This is a genomic window from Desulfatibacillum aliphaticivorans DSM 15576 (assembly GCF_000429905.1).
Lineage (GTDB): Bacteria > Desulfobacterota > Desulfobacteria > Desulfobacterales > Desulfatibacillaceae > Desulfatibacillum > Desulfatibacillum aliphaticivorans.
The window spans coordinates 417424-434250 of sequence record NZ_AUCT01000003.1 but is presented as its reverse complement, the minus strand read 5'-3'; the positions used below and the strand labels follow the sequence as shown (position 1 = coordinate 434250).

The window sequence follows — 16827 nt, the reverse complement described above, 5'->3', positions numbered from 1 at the left end:
GCCCATGAAATGCACGGGGCCTGTTTTAATGGTAATGATACTCCTGGTTTTAGGGTTCGCGCCTGCATCGACTGCCCAGGACAATGAGCCTATTCAGGACATCGCCGCAAAAACAAAAGGGATTGTCGACGCGGCTTATGATTACGTCCGCCTGCATTCCGGCGACATGCCCGCGGTGCAGCACGCCCTTCAAACCAACCCGGATTTTTTCGACCGGGAAAATGGTCTTTATGTTTTTATACATTGCTACAATATCGAAAAAAAAGAGGCCGTATGCTGCGGGCAGGGAAGTCGTCCGGAGCTTGTTGGGAAGAATATGTGGAATCTGAGAACGCCCAGCGGCAGGCTGCTTTTTTTTGAGATCGCCCGGATGATTGAGAAGGACGGCGAGGGATGGATTGAATATGATTGGCTGAACCCTTATACGAAGACGCTTATGTCAAAATATTCCTATGTGAGGGGGATTACCCTGCAAGACGGGCAAAAAGCCTGGGTGGGATGCGGGTTCTGGAAAAACAAAAACAAGGATTTTCAGCATGACGATAAAAAGTAAAATTTTTGCTGCAGGCGCCGTATTTTTTATTGTTTTCGTCCTCCTCGCCTTTATGAGCATCTGGACCCAACACGAAGTCTTGGCAAATCGAAACATCCGGGACAGTGTAGACAAAAAACTGGCGGATATTCAGGAGTTTGAAGAATGGAAGACCAGTTTGATTCGTTCGGTTTCGGACATCGCGGCCCAGGAACATGTCCCGTCCCTTGCCAGGGAGCAATTCCTCCTGCCCGCCGGACAGCAAATGCCAGGTTATGACATTTTGTCTGAGTCAAGGCTGCGGCTGGTGGATCTGATTGCATCGAAGGAAAAGGCGTCGGCGGATATTGATGAGGCTTTCGACGATATCAGGATTGAAATTAATTCTTTGTATTATCAATTGGATGATAGGATATCCACGGTTTTGGCCATCCTTCAGTTGGAACGCGTCATGGGAGGGGATGCTTCCGAAAAAGGCGCCTTGGCGCCTTATGTCTTAAAAAGCCTGAATCAACTGACGCTGGTTGCGCTCAACAGCTTGATATCCAGAAATTTTTCCAACGAACACAAAAGCGTGGTCATGAAAAATCAGCGATTTATTTCCTCGCAGCTTGAACTGATTGATTCGGACGGCAGTCTTCTCGCCTTGTTTTCGGAACTGTTCGCCCAAATCGAATCCCTTGAGCGATTGATTGGCGAGTCGGATGCGACCCTTTTGCGCTACCAAACACAGATTGCAGAAGCAAGAGACGCTTTTGACTCGGCCGCCAAATCAACGGAGATGAACGCCGTTGTTGCAAAAGCCAAATCAGATCTGGACGCCGCCAATGTGAAATTGGAAAATGCAAGCCGCTCCACTCTGACGGCGGTGTTTGTTTTTCTTTTTTTGGTTCCTCTTCTCGTAATTATCTTTGGCATTTTTGGCTTGAATACGATTATTTTGCGTCCCATCAGCCAGCTGATGCACGCCATGAAACGGGTTGAAGACGGCGCCTTTGATGTAGCGGTCCCGATCCGGGCCAAGGATGAAATCGGTAAACTTGCCTGGGCGTTTAATGCCATGGCGGCGGAGATCACGTCCAAAGTTGCGGAGATGTCGAGGCTGAATCAAGGGCTTCGCGAAAGCGAGTCCAAATACAAGACTCTCGTCAATAATATTCCGCAGCGAATTTTCCTTAAAGACAAAAATTTTAAATATGTTTCATGCAACCGGAATTACGCACAGGATGTGAATATGACGGAGGCGCAGATTGAAGGGAAAAATGACTTTGATCTGTTTCCAAAGGAAATTGCCGAAAAATACCGGTCCGATGATGAACGGATACTCTCGGCGGGGGAATCGGAGGAAATTGAGGAATCCTATATCAAAGACGGAGAAACCATGGTTGTTCAGACCGTTAAAATTCCGATACGGGATGATGCGGGGGAAGTCAGCGGCGTTCTAGGCATCTTTTGGGATATCACCGAACGCCGAAAAATGGAAGAATCCTTGCGCATCACCCGGTTCAGTTTCGAAAACGCCCCCTTGGGGATCTACCTGATCGGCGAAGGCAGGCGCATCCTGGATGTCAATGAGGCCGCCGCCCGGATGCTGGGGTATACGCGGGAGGAACTGGCCTCCATGGGTACTTGGGAGGTTGATCCCTTTCAGGCAAAGTTAGACGACGAGGCGGCCTGGAATATTGCAAAAGCCCAAAAAGAAGGGGAGTGCTTCGAATCTGTGCACCTCAGGCAAGACGGCTCCGAGGTTCCTGTGGAAGTTAGCAGCAGCCTGTTCGAATACGAAGGGCTGAGATATGCGGTCGCCTTTATTCAGGATATCACCGAGCGCAAACAGGCGGAAGAGGAATTGCGAAAAAGCAGGCGGCTGCTCAGCAATATTTTGGAATCCATGGATGAGTCCGTGGCGACGATAGACCAGGAATTTGTTTATCAGCTTGTCAATAGGAGGCATGAAGAATGTTTCGATCAACCGAGGCGGGATGTGGTGGGCAGAACTGTTTGGGATCTCTTCCCCGGCGTAAAAGAGACGCCGGCATGGCGTTATATGAACAGGGCGATGCAAGGCGAGATGGTTGGCGGCGTTGAGATTAAGGTCCCTAAATTGGACGGAACCGAGTTGTGGATGCGAGGGTCCTATTCTCCGTTAAAGGATTCCGATGGAAAGGTCATCGGCGTAGTAGGCGTCGGCGTGGACGTCACCCAACAAAAGAAGGACGAAGAAGAATTGCGCCGCTTGCGCAACTACCTGTCCAACATCATTGACTCCATGCCTTCGGTCCTGGTGGGGGTGGACTCCAAAGGGAGGGTCACCCAGTGGAATAAACGGGCCGAGCAGGTCACCGGGATACGCTCGGAAAACGCCCGGTTCCAACCCCTGGCCAAGGTGTTCTCCGGCCTGTCAATTGAAATGGAACGCATCCAGGCTTCCATCCGGGACCGCCAGGTGCTCCATAATTCAAAGGCCCCCAGCCGAAGCCAGGAGGAAACCCGTTACGAGGATATCACCATTTATCCCCTGGTAGCCAATGGCGTGGAAGGCGCCGTTATCCGGGTGGATGACGTGACGGAACAGGTGCGGCTTGAGGAGTTGATGATCCAGAATGAAAAAATGCTGTCCGTTGGCGGGCTGGCTGCAGGCATGGCTCACGAGATAAACAACCCCCTGGCCGGCATCATACAGACTGCGAATGTGATGCGGTCAAGGCTGGAGCAATTGGAATTGCCGGCAAACATCCGCGCCGCAGAAGAGGCGGGAGCGTCCATGGATGTGATCATGGCGTACATGGAAAAGAGAAGCATATTCAGGATGCTGGACGCCATTGATGAGTCCGGCAAAAGGGTGGCGGAAATCGTCAAAAATATGCTCAGCTTCGCCAGGAAATCCAATGAGACTTTTTCACTCCATCATCCGGTGCACCTTATGGATAAAATCCTTGAACTGGCGTCCACGGATTATGACTTGAAAAAGCAGCAGGATTTCAAAACAATCAAAATCATCAAAGAATATGAGGAAAATCTTCCTGAAATTTCTTGTGAAGGGACTAAAATCCAGCAGGTCCTGCTTAACATTCTCCGAAACGGCGCCCATGCCATGCAATCCTTGGATGCAAGCGGCGGGTACACGCCCTGTTTTGTCTTACGGCTTGCCAGGGAAGAAAACATGCTGCGCATGGAAATCCAGGACAACGGCCCTGGCATGGACAAGGCAACCGTGTCCCGGATTTTTGAACCCTTTTTCACGACAAAACCCGTGGGTGAAGGAACCGGACTTGGGCTGTCCGTCTCGTATTTCATCATCACGCAGAATCACGGCGGAACCATGGATGTGGTTTCCTCGTCGGGCAATGGCGCCAATTTCATAATCCGCCTGCCCTTGGCTCATGTTAATGACAATGCGTGATTTATAAAATATCCTCGCCGTTGATTTTGAACGCCCTATGCACACCAAAGATCCTTGCCCAAACGCGCTGTGCGCGTTAATTTGGCGCTTACCGGCGGACGGCCGCACCCTCTATAATCAAACAGGATGCGGCCGCAGTGTTTTCAGTCAATCAGATATATTCCGTTTATTCCTTGCCCCATTCCTGGTTACGAAGCTGGACCCGGCGGATCTTTCCGCTCACGGTCTTAGGCAGGACGTCCACAAACTCGATCTTGCGGGGATACTTGTAGGGCGCTGTCACGTTTTTCACGTGCTCCTGAAGCTCCTTGGCCAGTTCGTCGCTTGCGGTGAAACCGCCCGCCAGGATGACGAATGCCTTGACCACTTCGCCCCTTGTTTCGTCCGGGCTGGAAACCACGGCGGACTCGGCCACGGCCGGATGCTCGATGAGGGCGCTTTCCACTTCAAAGGGTCCGATGCGGTATCCCGAGGTCAGGATCACATCGTCGGCGCGGCCCACGAACCAGAAATATCCGTCTTCGTCCACATAAGCTCTGTCGCCGGTGAGGTAGTAATCGCCGCGATACACGGAGGCGGTGCGGTCGGGCTCCTTCCAGTATTCCTTGAAAAGCCCCACGGGCCGGTTGGGCTTGACCTTGATGGCGATGTCGCCCTCGGTGTTGGGGGGCAATTCGTTGCAATCTTCGTCAATGACCTTAAGCTCAATGCCCGGGGTGGGCCTGCCCATGGAGCCGAACCGGGGCTCGATGCAGGGGAAGCTGCCGGCCAAAAGCACGGTTTCGGTCTGGCCGTAGCCGTCGCGGATCACGCAGCCGGTGGCTTTCTTCCAGACTTCGATGATTTCGGGATTCAAAGGCTCGCCCGCGCCCACGCAATGCCGGAGCGTGGGGAACTTGAACTTGGCAAGGTCCTGAAGCACCAGCATGCGGTAGATGGTCGGGGCGCCGCACATGGTGGTGATGGGGTATTGAGCCAAAAGCTCCAGGGTTTTGATGGGATCGAACCGGTCTGTATGGTGGATGAACTGGGCTGCGCCCATGTTCCAAGGGCCGAAATAGCTGCTCCAGGCGGCCTTGGCCCAGCCGGTGTCGCTCACGTTCCAGTGCATGTCCTCAGGCTTGAGGTCCAGCCAGTATTTGCCGGTCACCTGATGGCCGATGGGATAGGACGCATGGGTGTGCAGTGCCATTTTGGGGAACCCCACGGTGCCCGAGGTGAAGTAAACCAGGCAGTTGTCGCTGCTTTTGGTCTTGGCGGTCTCGAATTGGTCGGACGCGGCTTCCACGGCCTCGGTGTAGAAGGTCCAGTCTTCCCTGGGTTCGGTGATGATGATTTTGGATTTGACCGTGGGGCACTCGTCGGCGACCTTATCGAATTTTTCGGCCAACTCCGGATTGGTGATGATGCAGGAGGCTTCCGCTTTGTTGGCCCGGAACTGGAGGTCCTTGGAGGTCAACTGGGTGGTGCCGGGGGCCAGCAGGGCGCCCATGCGGATGCATGCGGTGAAGACTTCCCACCACTCGATGTTCCGGGGCAGGACGACCATCACAACGTCTCCCTGGCCCACGCCCAGGCTTGTCAGCAGGTTGGCCAGCTTTTTGGAGGCGGCGCTCAATTGCGCGAAGGTCTTGCGAACCTCGTTTCCGTCGTCGTCCACCCACAACATGGCGAGTTTCTCAGGGTCTTGAGCCCACTTGTCGATGACGTCTCCGGCGAAGTTGAAATACTCGGGGACTTCCCATTTAAATTCGTCGTACTCTTTTTGATAATCGGTCATGTTCGGTGTTTTACCCATCATTGAAAATCCTCCTGCAAGACCTTTGGCCGTATAGAGGGACTAATCCTCAAGGCCGTTTAGTAATTGGTTTTTTTGTGCACTGGCTGGCAGCGGCTAGTTGGGTTGAGGGAACGTAAAAACAAAAAAGTGATTGGACTAGTGAAACTGATTTGAAACGACTGGCGGGAGGCAATTCCCCGCGGCTGAATTTCTATAGCAAATGAATTGACCTCAAGTCTACCCCCTAAATGCGTTTTTTGCGGGATAGTTTTTACTTGAGGCTCAGGGCCTTCTTTCTTAGGCGTCCATATGTTTCTTCCACCTGAGCGGGCAGCCTGTATTTCTCCTTGGAATGATTATGAATCAGATCCGGCCTGATGGAGCGAGCCGCGTTCTCAAGCGCTTTTTCATCCACATCAATTTCCAAGGCGGAAGCCAATTTTGCGATCTGAACTGCCGGGGCGTTGCACAGTTCTTCAAAGAGGACGATGACGTGAGGGGTTTCCCTTATATGATCCAAAACTTGCCGATAGTGCAGCTCCCACAAAGCGCAGCATTTTTCCCAGGAATACTCGTTGCGCCGGGCCAGAGACCCAATGGAGTCCACGGGATTGCGCACTGCCGCCACGATCTGCCAGTCAATGTTTAAGGCGGACAGAGCGTTTTTCCATAGCGGTAAAAGCAGGCAGGCCCTGGGGTCTTTAAATGCCCAGAGAGGCTGGCCAGTAAAGACATCTTCAATTTTGGCGATCAACTCCCGCTCCAGGCTTCGGGCCTGGGACAGGGCGCCCCAATCGGGCATGGGGGATGGATCGTCCCAGGTTCTGCCCATGGACTGCAAGGCTTTGTCGTGGAACTCCATCAAGTCCCACCGCTCCCAGAAACCGGCCTCATTGTCATAGGCCGGCCCCATGAGGTCTTCTTTCCGGCCTAGATAGGCGCCCAGCAGGTTGACGATCCGGGCGGCCATGGAGGTTCCGCAACGGTGCATGCCCAATATGGCGACGGCCCTGGATTTCATGGCTTTGGCGCCCCTTTTTCGGGCGCCCCTTTTTCGGGCGCCCGTTCCACGCTGACCCGTTCGCCTTCTTTCAGGTGGGCGGCGAAATCCATGATCCCCGTGGCCAACAGTCCAGGGACCGGCGTCACCCGGAACATAACGGCGTCCACTATGCGATGCAGATATACGGAGTTTTCATCTCCCACACTTTGGACGCCGGCGTTGATAAAATACACATTGGGCGTAAGCTGGCACTTGAAGGCGAAACGCAGGCGAAGCAAGGCGCCTTTTTCCACAAACTCCAGCGCGTCGCCCGCGCCATGGGAGACGGCTCCGCCCGCCTCCAGCCCGCTTTGGGTCTTGACCATCATGCCGAACCTGACGTTTTTGGCGTCTTGGTCGAACCGCACGTCATAGGTGTAAAAATAGTCCCTGCCCATAATCAGGTTGCCCACGGGCCTGCCGTCCCGGCCGATAATCCGCGGGTTTAGGATGCATGCGCCGTTGGTTTCGTACACCCGGGGCTGATGAAAGCCGGCCAGTTCCTCCACCAGACGATCGCCCTGGGCGGGAACCTGGGGTTCCGCGCAGTCCGCAATCCGGTCCAGAATGATTTTCTGGTTTTCAAAGGACGAATTGGCGAACCGTTCGTATTCGCCTACAACAAAAGACGGCGCGCCTTTTAGGATGATTTTTCCCCGCTCCATCCACAGGGCCGTGTGGCATAACTCCACAATGTTTTGCAGGGAGTGGGAAACCAGGATGACCGTACCGCCATTGCGGCGGATCTGGTTGATTCGGGCGAAGCATTTCCTGCGGAAGGATTCGTCGCCCACGGCCAGGGTTTCGTCCACCACAAGGACGTCGGGATCGGCGTGGATTGCCACGGCAAAGGCCAGCCTCACGTACATGCCGCTGGAATAGGTTTTGACCGCCCTGTGGATGAATTCCCCGATGTCGGCAAAGTCCAGGATGGCCGGCATTTTTTCGTCCATCTCCTCCCGGGAGAACCCCATGAACGCGCCGTTTGTGTAGGCGTTTTCCAGGCCCGTGAACTCCGGGTCGAACCCCGCTCCCAGATCCAGGAGTGTGGACACTCTGCCGCGCACCCGAACCTCTCCCTGAGTCGGCGTCATAATGCCGCAAATGATTTTAAGCAGGGTGGTTTTGCCCGACCCGTTTCTGCCCACAATGCCCAGAGTTTCGCCTATGGAGACGCCAAAGCTCACGTTGTCCAGGGAACGGAATTTTTCGGCCGGTCTCAAGGGGGCTGGGACGAAACGGCGGAGAAATCCCGGCTTTTCAGAGACGGAGACCCTGAAATCCTTGCATATCCCCTGTACGGAAACCGCAGGGCCTGTATTTTTCGAGGCGTTATCGGGCATAGAGGCCTCTATAGACTTTCATGACTGACTGGGCGATTTTTTTCCAATCGAATTCCAGGGCCCTTTTTCGAGCGGATTCGGCCATGGCGGGCGCCAAGTTTTGATTTTCTTTTAAATTCAGCAGTGCGGTCAGGGCCTGCTCGGGGTCGGAAGGCGGTACAAGAACGCCGCAGGATGAGTCCATATAATCCCCCATGCCGCCCACGTCCGTGGCAACTGCGGGCAGTCCGCAGGCCATGCCTTCCAACAACGTGTTACTTGCCGTAAAATCCGTGACCGGCATGAACAAAACGCTGGCGGATTGATACAGGCTAAGCAATTGCGCATCCGGAACGCCGTAAAAAATTTTTGTGTTTGGCGCCCCGTCAAAGTCCTTTATCCGGTCCTGCGGCGGAACCAGGTGAAAGCAAAGTCCTGACTGGCGCCTGTCGGCTTCCCGGATGACTTCCATCAGCAGGGAAAAGTCCCTTAGCCAGCTTCCCACGGCCAGCACGATGAATTTTTCCTCCGCAGGCTTTGGAGCGGGCGTGAAAAAATCCGCATCCACGCCGTGGGGGATTACATGAACCTTATCCTCCCCCGCCAAATTCTTCAAATAATCCCCCTGGCTGCGGCAGCACGCCAGCACGGCGTCCGCTTGCCTGAGGGCCTTGGGGTCGGGAAAAACCCTCTCAAAGATCTGAGGCGGCTGGTGCATGCTGACAACAATTTTGGCGCCTTTCCGCCGGGGAAAGCGCCCCGCCCATCGAAAGTCGTTTTCTCCGTACAGCCAGTGGTAAACGCCGCCTGCAAGGGCCATAGATCCCATTGCGTGCAGCTCCTGTGCAAGCTGCTCCGGCCTCCAATACCAGGAGTAGGGGGGAGAGTCCAGGCGGGCCTTGACGGCGCTGGAGGGCGTCCTTTCTAAGATGGACGTCAATGCATGGTGGATTGCAGGGGATAAAGGCCTTGAGCGGACGCGCCGGGCAAACTGGTCGTAGCCCGAGCGCCCGGCATGGTGTTGTATGCGCTCCCCGATGTAGACCACCCTCACGGTCCGTCCCCCCTCCACAATCGTTAACGCAGGCCGCGCTCGATCATTATACGGTATAGCGCCTTTTTTTCAAGGCTTTGGATGGAGGACTTTCCCTCAGGCTTGACATGCAGACCCTCCAGAGGCTCCCACCCGGGCCGATGCTCTGCGGATTCCAGCCGGACCAATCCGTTTGCGTTCAATTCCAAAGCAATGACTTGGCCTTGCTTGACGGTCCGGGTTTCCCGGCCCTCTCCTGGAATTAGCAAGGTCCATGACTCTCCTCCCGGATCGGGTGTGACGCCCGCAATTACTTTTTCATTTAAAATGAACAGGGCCGGGGGGGAAGTCCAGTCTTTGGGAAATAGAAGCATTTGCTCCAGCACCAGCCGCACGGACCATGCATTGGGAATCACAAAGTCCGATGTCGTCCTTATGTTTTCCTTGACAAAAATCGTGGTCCCGTCTTCCAGGTCCGGGCAAAGCTGCAGGACTTCCCTCCAGAATTGGCGCTGAAACTCGGAGCCGTTAACAAAATCCTTTTGCACGGCCATGGAAAAGCCCAGCAGAAAAGCCAGATAAACAGCGACAGCCCCGGCGGCTGCAAGTTTAAGCCTGAACATGCCGGCAGTTTCCAGAATCATCCAAGCCAGCCCGGTTATGATAATGGATGCCCCGAAGGTTGCAGCCAGATGCACGCATGTGTCGCGTCCTCCCAGGCTTGTAGGCGGCCAGCGGGTGAAGGTTAGCACGTACGCCAAACACAGGGCGAGAGCCCCGGCAATTAGCAGCCTGCCGCCCGGCGCAAGCCCTTGCGGGATTTTAAGGCTGCCGTGCATTTTCAATCCGTATTTTTCCGACAGGGCCGAAAAGGACAGGCATTTCAGTTCCAAAGGCAAAGGAAGCCGCCAAAGCGCCCATCCCATTCCTGTGGCAAAAACCAGTCCTGAGAACGCCGTAAGGGCGTTTGCGTGGCTCAGGGCGTAGCCGGGCCGGAGGAAAAAGGCTTTTAGCACGGTCAGCGGCCCGATAACCATGGAGGCCAGAACATGGCCTGCAAGCCGCCAGGGATTATCGCTGACAAGCTCCATCATCCGGTGCTCGTTCATGGCGGCTCTCAGTAAGGCGTGCCCCGACATAAGAAGCGCGACGACGGCTGTTGTGGTTGCAAGTTCTTTGATGGTCTTGCGGTTCCAGGGCGACTTTAGCAGAGGCGCGGCGATAAAGGGGACGATGGCGGTTTCGTAAGAGATCAGGGTTCCCGCAATTAATAGGTAGGAAAGAAGTTTTTTGTCGCTTAAATAGGCATGGACGGCGGCCAGTAAAAACATGAGCGAGGCCTGAAGCGCCATGTTATGAGTCAGCATGGCATGGGTCGTATCCGCCGGAAACAGGCAAAACGCGCATGCGCCCGCCAAAGCCGGGCCGGGCGGCGCCACTTTCAGGGCGGTGACGTAAAAAAGCGCCGCGTTGCCTGCGATGAACAGGAACCCGAAAAAATACACCCAGGGCAGCCCGCCCATGTGCATTCCAAGGCCCGTAAACACGGGCATGAGCGAAAAATGCAGGGGGCGCCCCTGAGGCCAGGCTTCCCACGCCCATTTCAGGAGATAGTATATTTGGCTCCACTCGCCGTCCAGGCTCCTGCCCACATGGGAGTAATCGTCTTCAAACAATAGAAAGTCCCGAACCCAAAGGAAATGCGCAACCCAGGTGGTGATCGCCAGCGCAAAAACAATCACGAGAGTTCGTTTATCGGGAATCCTAAGATGCATTGATTTATTAGTGGAAGACTATGTAAGAATATTGAATAAGGGAACCTATAGAACCGGTCCCGCCAGGGAAAGATTACCTGTCGAACAATAGCTGATCCAAAATGTGCTCGACCTTTTTACTTAGTATTTTCCAATCAAACTTTGTCGAGACGTAATCGTAGCCTTTTTTCCGCATCAGGCCTCGTAACTCCGGGTTTTTCAGCGTGTCCCAAATGGCCGTTGCAAAGTTATCCAGTTCGGAAATGACTACATGCTTTTCATTTTCCACGTCCAGGCCGCGGCATCCAAAGGGGGTGGAAACCGTGGGAATGCCCGCCGCCATGTAATCCAGCATTTTAATGTTTACGCCGGAGCCTTTGGACATGGGGTTTACCGCCAGGTCCGCCGCTCTCCAATAGTGCTCCAGATAATCGTCGGTCAGGATGCCTGCAAAGCTCACGTTTTCCGGCGCCTGGCTGTCGGAAAACGCATTGGTGACCGTGCCTACAATGACAAACTGGCAGGCGGTCAGTTTGGGCGCCAGACGATTGACTATAAAATCCACGGCCTGGATATTGGGCTTGTAATAGGCGCCTACAAATAAAACGACCGGCTGCCTGGCGTAGCCAAGCTCTTCTCTGGCGGCCACCCGTTCTTTAAGGGACGGCAGGGGGGGGATGTCCGTCCCGTTTTCCACAATGGATATTTTACCCGGGTCCAGCTTGTATACGTCCACAAAAGCCTGCTTGTCTTCTTCGGAGCAGGCCAGGATGACTTTAGCCCGGCGGCAGAGGTCCCCTTCCAGGACTTTGGTTTTATGCGTCAGAATGGGCTTGAAAAGATTGCCCTCGGCCAGGGACCGCATCAACGTGTATTCGCAGTTGTGGGCGTCGTATATTACCGGAGAGTCGGTTCTGTATTTCAGGGTGTTCCAGGACCAGGGATGGCTGCAGACTATTGCGTCGGCCGGCTGACTTTCCAGAGCGTCCACGTAATGCTTGGCGTTATCGATGAAAAAATAGGTGTATGGATCGAAATTAAGGTTTTTAAACAGACGCTCGTAAATCGGAAGCCAGTACTTGTAATAGGATTCGGGCATGGAAAAGCGCTTTTCAAAGAAATCCTCGCTGGCTTCAATACCTTTGACCAGTTCGTATTGGCCAGTATCCACGCCCACATAAATAATGTCGTACTTGTGGGTCAGGTTGGAAAACAGTCCCCAGATCCTTTTGGGCCCCCCCCACATGGGAGGATAAAGGGGGGCTGTGTCGCTTATGAGTATTTTTTTTCGGATCATGGCGTCTGTTGGTTACAAGTTTCCAAAAGCAACGGCGGTCTCGCCGCCTGCCGCTTTTTTTGCCTGCGGCTTGATAATTTCCAGCCTGTCCAAAAGTTCCTGGTCTTTGTCCGGGCCGTCGAAAAAATTTTCCCTATTTCGAATGATTCCACGTATTTTTTGAAAATAAACCGAATCCACTTTTAGGCGTTCGCCCAACCGGACGAAATCCGTCATTTCTTCCAAATTGCTGCGCATGACCGTGAAGTTAATAAAAAGCTGGGGAATCTTCCCCTGTGCTCTTAGGTCGGACAAAAACTCCAGATTAGCGACGATGTCGTCCCATTTTCCCGGGGGCCTGACCTTTTCATAAGTATCCCTGGCGGCAGCATCAACGGACACATTAACATAACGGAACGCATTATGCTTGATTTTTTTCCACATTTTTGAATTAAAAAGCAGGCCGTTAGAGAAAAGTGCAATTTCAGGCCTGACTCTTTTGTCTTTTGAAAACAAAATCTTACGCGTATCAGGCCGGAAAAGGGGGTCTCCTGCGCCGCACAACCCAAGCACCTTGAGGTCCGGAAGCCCGTTCACAACGTCCCGGGAGATCCTCTCCAGGACGGCCATGTTCTCGCCTTCCATGATTTCCCGCTGCTTCCCCACGGCGCAATCAAAGGGCGCGTTGTTTCTGTTTTCAGCGTAAATGTTCCGAAAGGGGCCGCACATGGGGCATTTCAGGTTGCAAGCCTCCAGATTGGACATGAGCACATAGGTGGGCGAAACGCTCATGCGCGTCCGCCCCGCCTGAATATCCTTGATATGCTGCTCGGTCAGGACAAAAAGTTTTTTCCCGGCGCCGTCCGTTGTCAGTTCCTTCCAACCCTCGCTAACCAGTGTGGGGCAGACATCGGGCCGGCAGACGTCCTCCCATTCCCCGGCCAGCATTTTCCTTCTGATGTATTGGGCCGTATCGCTGTTCCAGATTTCCATCAGGCTTTGGTTCTGCACATTGCCGATATACGGAACCTTGGCCCATTCCACGCAGCAAAAGCTGACCTCGCCGCCTGGCTGAAGCTCCATGGAGGTGAAAGGGCGGATGCATCGCACCCGATTTTTTTCGGAGCCCGGTCCCGTCATGCGTTTTGTAAAGCCTCCTCAGTGACATGGCAGCTAAGGATTCGGCAGGTCCGGGTGCAGGCGGCGATTTGCTCCCTGCGCTTTTTGGCTTCCGAAGACTGCCAGATGCGTTCCGGCGCGTCGTGGAGGATGTTGCCCACGGGCGGCAGGTTCCAGCAAAGAAGCACGTCTCCGTTATTTTTAATGATGAAGTTCTTCTCTCCCGAAAGGCATTGAAACCGGCGGCAAAAATCCTGTGGATCGGCGAAGTAGCGCTTCATGGCCTGCAACTGGGCCAGGCTATTGTCTATGGGGGCGCCTCGCAGTTTCATGGCCCGCAGTTTGTCCATGGACCGGTTTAAAGCGTCCAGATCCTTGATCCAATATGGATTGGAGGCGAACCACTGTGGATCGTATTTGTCATGGAAATTCTGATCCAAAGCCTGGAAGCTGATAAAATCCGCGCCTCCCTGATACACGAATTCGGCCAGGGCGGGCAGTTCCTCCACATTGGGCGCCATGACAATTGAGGCCACCCCTATGGAGAAGTCTTTGCTCCTGTAACGCCGAAGCTCCTGCAAATGCTTTAGGGCCTTTGTCGCTTTGGCGAAGGTTCCGGCCTTCCCGCGCATCCGGTCGTGCACTTCCGGGGTCAGGCTGTCCAGGGAGACGTGAATGGAGTCCAGGCCCGAATCCAGCAGCTTGCGCGCTCTGGCCTTGGTGATAAGCGCGCCGTTGGACAGTAACACCGTTTCAACGCCCATGGCCGAAGCGTAGGCAGTGAGTTCGTCATTGTCCGGTCTTAGAAGAGGCTCTCCCCCTGCAATGTCCAGGCGATACGGCCCCAGCCAGTGAAAAACCTTGTCGATTGCCTTACGCCATTGCTCGCCGGGAAGCTCCGCTTCCTTTTCCTGAGACCAGATGCCGCACATACGGCATTTCAACTGGCAGTTGTTCGTGAACTTCATGGAAACGATCCGGGGCAGGGCAGGGGAGGGCGGAGGAGCGTTTTGGGTTCGGGGCAGGGCGCCTTTGACGCGGTCCGCAGCCTTTTGCACGGGTTTAAGAACGTACCGGTACGATAAAGACTCGCGCAGAAGCCGCAACTCCTCTTCCCTTTGGATGACCAGGTCCCGCAGCCGGTCTATCTCCGCGTATAACCGGGATTCCACATCCCGCAAGTCCAGCCGGGCGCGCTCCTTTTGCACCTCCAACTCCCTGGCCGCCTCCTTTTGATGGAGCATGGCTTTGCGGACCAGGGCGTCCTTTTGCGGGTCCAGCGCCTGGGCGAGTTTGATAAAAACATCGTCCAGGATTCGCCGGGCCTTTTCAGGGGGATGCTCGGTCAATAACTTGCCGCAGGCCTTGGAGGCGGCCGGGATAAAAGCCCTTTGCTTTTCGGGATCGGGCTGCAAGAAAAAACCACGGCCGGTCAGATTTTCCGCCAGCTTGTCCGGCCAGTGTTTGGCGATGAGAAGCAGGCGATTGGACTCAATCAAAAGCCTGGCCCGGCTTTCGCCGGCTATGGAACCATGAAAAAGGTGGTGCACCCGGCTTTGAGGCTGGCAGGCCAGAGGCCATCCATGGTCCAGGCATCGCACGCCAAAATCCACATCTTCCACAAACATGTTAAAGTCTTCGTCCAGGCGTCCTGCTTGGTCCAGGCATTCCCGGCGGTACATTGCGCACGCCCCGCACAGGCTGTCCGCCTCCATAAGAGCATCCCCATACTGTCCCAGGTCCGGCTCCCCCATCCCGCGGTCCGTCCAGTAAAAATCAGGACTTTTTATGTGGCCCAAACTTTGGATCATGCCGTCAAAATAAAGCAGCTTGGGTTGCACTCCCCCCAACCGCGGATTTAGCTCCATGGCCGCGGCCAGAGGCCGCAGCCAGCCGGGGTCCATTTTCACGTCATTATTGAGAAGGATGACGTAATCGCCGGAGGCGCGTTTTATTCCCGCGTTATTGGCGGCTGCATAGTTGTTGGGTTGGTGGTCCAGGACCGCGACGTCCGGGAAGTTCTTTTTCAGATATTCCTGAGAGCCGTCCGTGGATCCGTTATCCACGCAAATGACTTCCAGGGCTTCCTTGGGCCAGTCCGTTTGCGTCAGGGAGGTAAAGCAGTCTTCAAGGAATTTTAGGCCGTTATAATTGACCACGATAATGCTGATTTTGGGCGTATTATTTTTCATAGGGTGTTGTCGAAGCTGCTTTTCGGGCCTATACTGCGGGGGGAAAGGCTTAATGATGGGCGGCGCCCGACGCGGTGAATCCTCTCGTCCTCCCGCCCCCCTCCGGAAGAGGCCTCAAGCCGCCAAAGTCTGCGCATCATTAATAATCAGGAATTTTTATATTTCCTAAACGGTTGAGTGTCAAGGCGTATAAGGGCCTTCCGAATCCTTCCCTTTTATCCGCATCACCGGGATTGAACCAAAAAAAAGGCTAATACACACAAAAGAAGAATCCAGAATTCCACGGCGTAGCGGGAATATTTTTTAGCCAGGTCCGCCTCCCAGAATGTGTTGGGACGCACGCCCTGGGCGGCGAAGGTGATCACCCCGGCGAGGTTCACGCAAATGGTGTTTGCGCCGAACAAAAGGAACGCGCCCACAGCCTGGGGCGTATGCCCCGAGCCCAACAGCATGCCGCAGACCGCCAGGGGCGGCAGCAGAGCCACCGCCACCATCACGCCGATCAACGCAGACGAGGTTCCCTGATTAAAGGACAATGCGCCGGCCACTCCGGCCGCCAGGGCCAGAACCAGGTCGATAAAGTCCACGGTGGTGCGGGAGGCGATTTCCCTCCCGGCGGCGTCGACGTGAAGGCTAAGCCCCAGACCGATGCTCAGAACAAAGGCCAAAGCCACTCCGGCCATGAGGGTTTTGATCGCCCGCTTGGCCAGGTCGGGGTCTCCCAGGGTCGCCGCCAAAGCCAGGGACACATTAGGCCCCAAAAGCGGCGCGATGACCATGGCGCCGATCACCACGGCCACGTTGTCCCGCAACAGCCCGATGGCCGCCACAAAGGATGACAGCAGCACCATGATCAAGTAATTCCAAGTCAGGGACGACACGTCCCGGGCGTCCGTATACAACTCCTGGCGATGCACCCGGCCCCGGTTCTTTTTCGCCGCAGTCGCTTTGCCGTCTTCCTCGCCGTTTCCATTCCCGGTTGCGCCGCCCGGTTTTTTGATTTCCCTGGGAAAGGCCGCCTCCACGGGCAGGATCACCATTTGAAACCGGGTGTATGAAGCAAACCGTTTTTCCATAACGTCCAGCAAGGATTCCGTGGACTCCGAACTCACCAGCACATTGGCGACAAACAGGCCGTCCGGGGCGTTTTCCAGCCAAAACCGTTTGACGCCCTGGTCCTCCAAAAGGTTTTTTGCAGCCTGTTCTTCCTGCTCTGGAATGACGATGCGTATGAGGCGTAGAGCCATAATTTCTCCAGGGCTTCCCCTTTTTTATAACAAGGCGGGCGACGGCGCCCGGCGGCTCCTTTTGCGCCGCCTTGCATGAATTCCGTTAGGACCGATTGTCATGGTTCGGACGTTATGTTTAGCCCAT

At 54.7% G+C, this 16827-nt stretch carries 11 protein-coding genes; 2 read left to right on the top strand and 9 right to left on the bottom strand.

Translation table 11 applies throughout. The features are described from left to right. Positions 1-28: 28 nt before the first annotated feature. Together G491_RS0106125 and G491_RS34870 are read left to right on the top strand one after the other, a co-directional pair. Positions 29-553 (top strand): cache domain-containing protein, encoded by a 525-nt coding sequence (locus tag G491_RS0106125; RefSeq protein ID WP_169829397.1) that lies wholly within the window; start codon positions 29-31, stop codon positions 551-553. Beyond that, the gene (locus tag G491_RS34870; RefSeq protein ID WP_084511345.1) at positions 537-3935 is read left to right on the top strand and encodes a PAS domain S-box protein; all 3399 of its coding nucleotides are present in this window, start codon (positions 537-539) and stop codon (positions 3933-3935) included. Before G491_RS0106125 ends, G491_RS34870 begins: the two co-directional genes overlap by 17 nt. 166 nt (positions 3936-4101) lie before the next feature. On the opposite strand, the gene G491_RS0106115 is transcribed toward G491_RS34870, so the two are convergent. From G491_RS0106115 to G491_RS0106075, 9 genes are all read right to left on the bottom strand, one after another. Then, positions 4102-5736 (bottom strand): AMP-binding protein, encoded by a 1635-nt coding sequence (locus G491_RS0106115; protein WP_248635324.1) that lies wholly within the window; start codon positions 5734-5736, stop codon positions 4102-4104. A gap of 250 nt (positions 5737-5986) precedes the next feature. Continuing rightward, entirely contained in the window at positions 5987-6736 is a 750-nt protein-coding gene (locus G491_RS0106110) for a sulfotransferase family protein (protein WP_028313941.1), read from the bottom strand. Further along, positions 6733-8100, bottom strand: coding sequence for an ABC transporter ATP-binding protein (locus G491_RS29640; RefSeq protein WP_051327065.1), 1368 nt, complete (start codon positions 8098-8100; stop codon positions 6733-6735). The genes G491_RS0106110 and G491_RS29640 overlap by 4 nt, the downstream gene beginning before the upstream one ends. Further along, positions 8090-9133, bottom strand: a complete 1044-nt coding sequence (locus tag G491_RS0106100) for a glycosyltransferase family 4 protein (RefSeq protein ID WP_169829396.1) — start codon at positions 9131-9133, stop codon at positions 8090-8092. The genes G491_RS29640 and G491_RS0106100 overlap by 11 nt, the downstream gene beginning before the upstream one ends. Positions 9134-9156: 23 nt before the next feature. After that, a complete protein-coding gene (locus tag G491_RS0106095; protein WP_028313939.1) occupies positions 9157-10854 on the bottom strand; it encodes a hypothetical protein in 1698 nt (565 codons plus the stop codon). 106 nt (positions 10855-10960) lie between these two features. Next, positions 10961-12163: a glycosyltransferase family 4 protein gene (locus G491_RS0106090; RefSeq protein ID WP_028313938.1), complete on the bottom strand. Its 1203-nt coding sequence runs from the start codon at positions 12161-12163 to the stop codon at positions 10961-10963. A 12-nt stretch (positions 12164-12175) separates the two neighbouring features. Beyond that, positions 12176-13282 (bottom strand): SPASM domain-containing protein, encoded by a 1107-nt coding sequence (locus G491_RS0106085; protein ID WP_028313937.1) that lies wholly within the window; start codon positions 13280-13282, stop codon positions 12176-12178. Further along, the gene (locus G491_RS33450; RefSeq protein WP_051327064.1) at positions 13279-15453 is read right to left on the bottom strand and encodes a glycosyltransferase; all 2175 of its coding nucleotides are present in this window, start codon (positions 15451-15453) and stop codon (positions 13279-13281) included. The genes G491_RS0106085 and G491_RS33450 overlap by 4 nt, the downstream gene beginning before the upstream one ends. 224 nt (positions 15454-15677) lie before the next feature. Continuing rightward, positions 15678-16700 carry a TIGR00341 family protein gene (locus G491_RS0106075; RefSeq protein WP_028313936.1) on the bottom strand — a complete coding sequence of 341 codons (1023 nt, stop codon included), beginning with the start codon at positions 16698-16700 and terminating at the stop codon, positions 15678-15680. Positions 16701-16827: the final 127 nt, after the last annotated feature.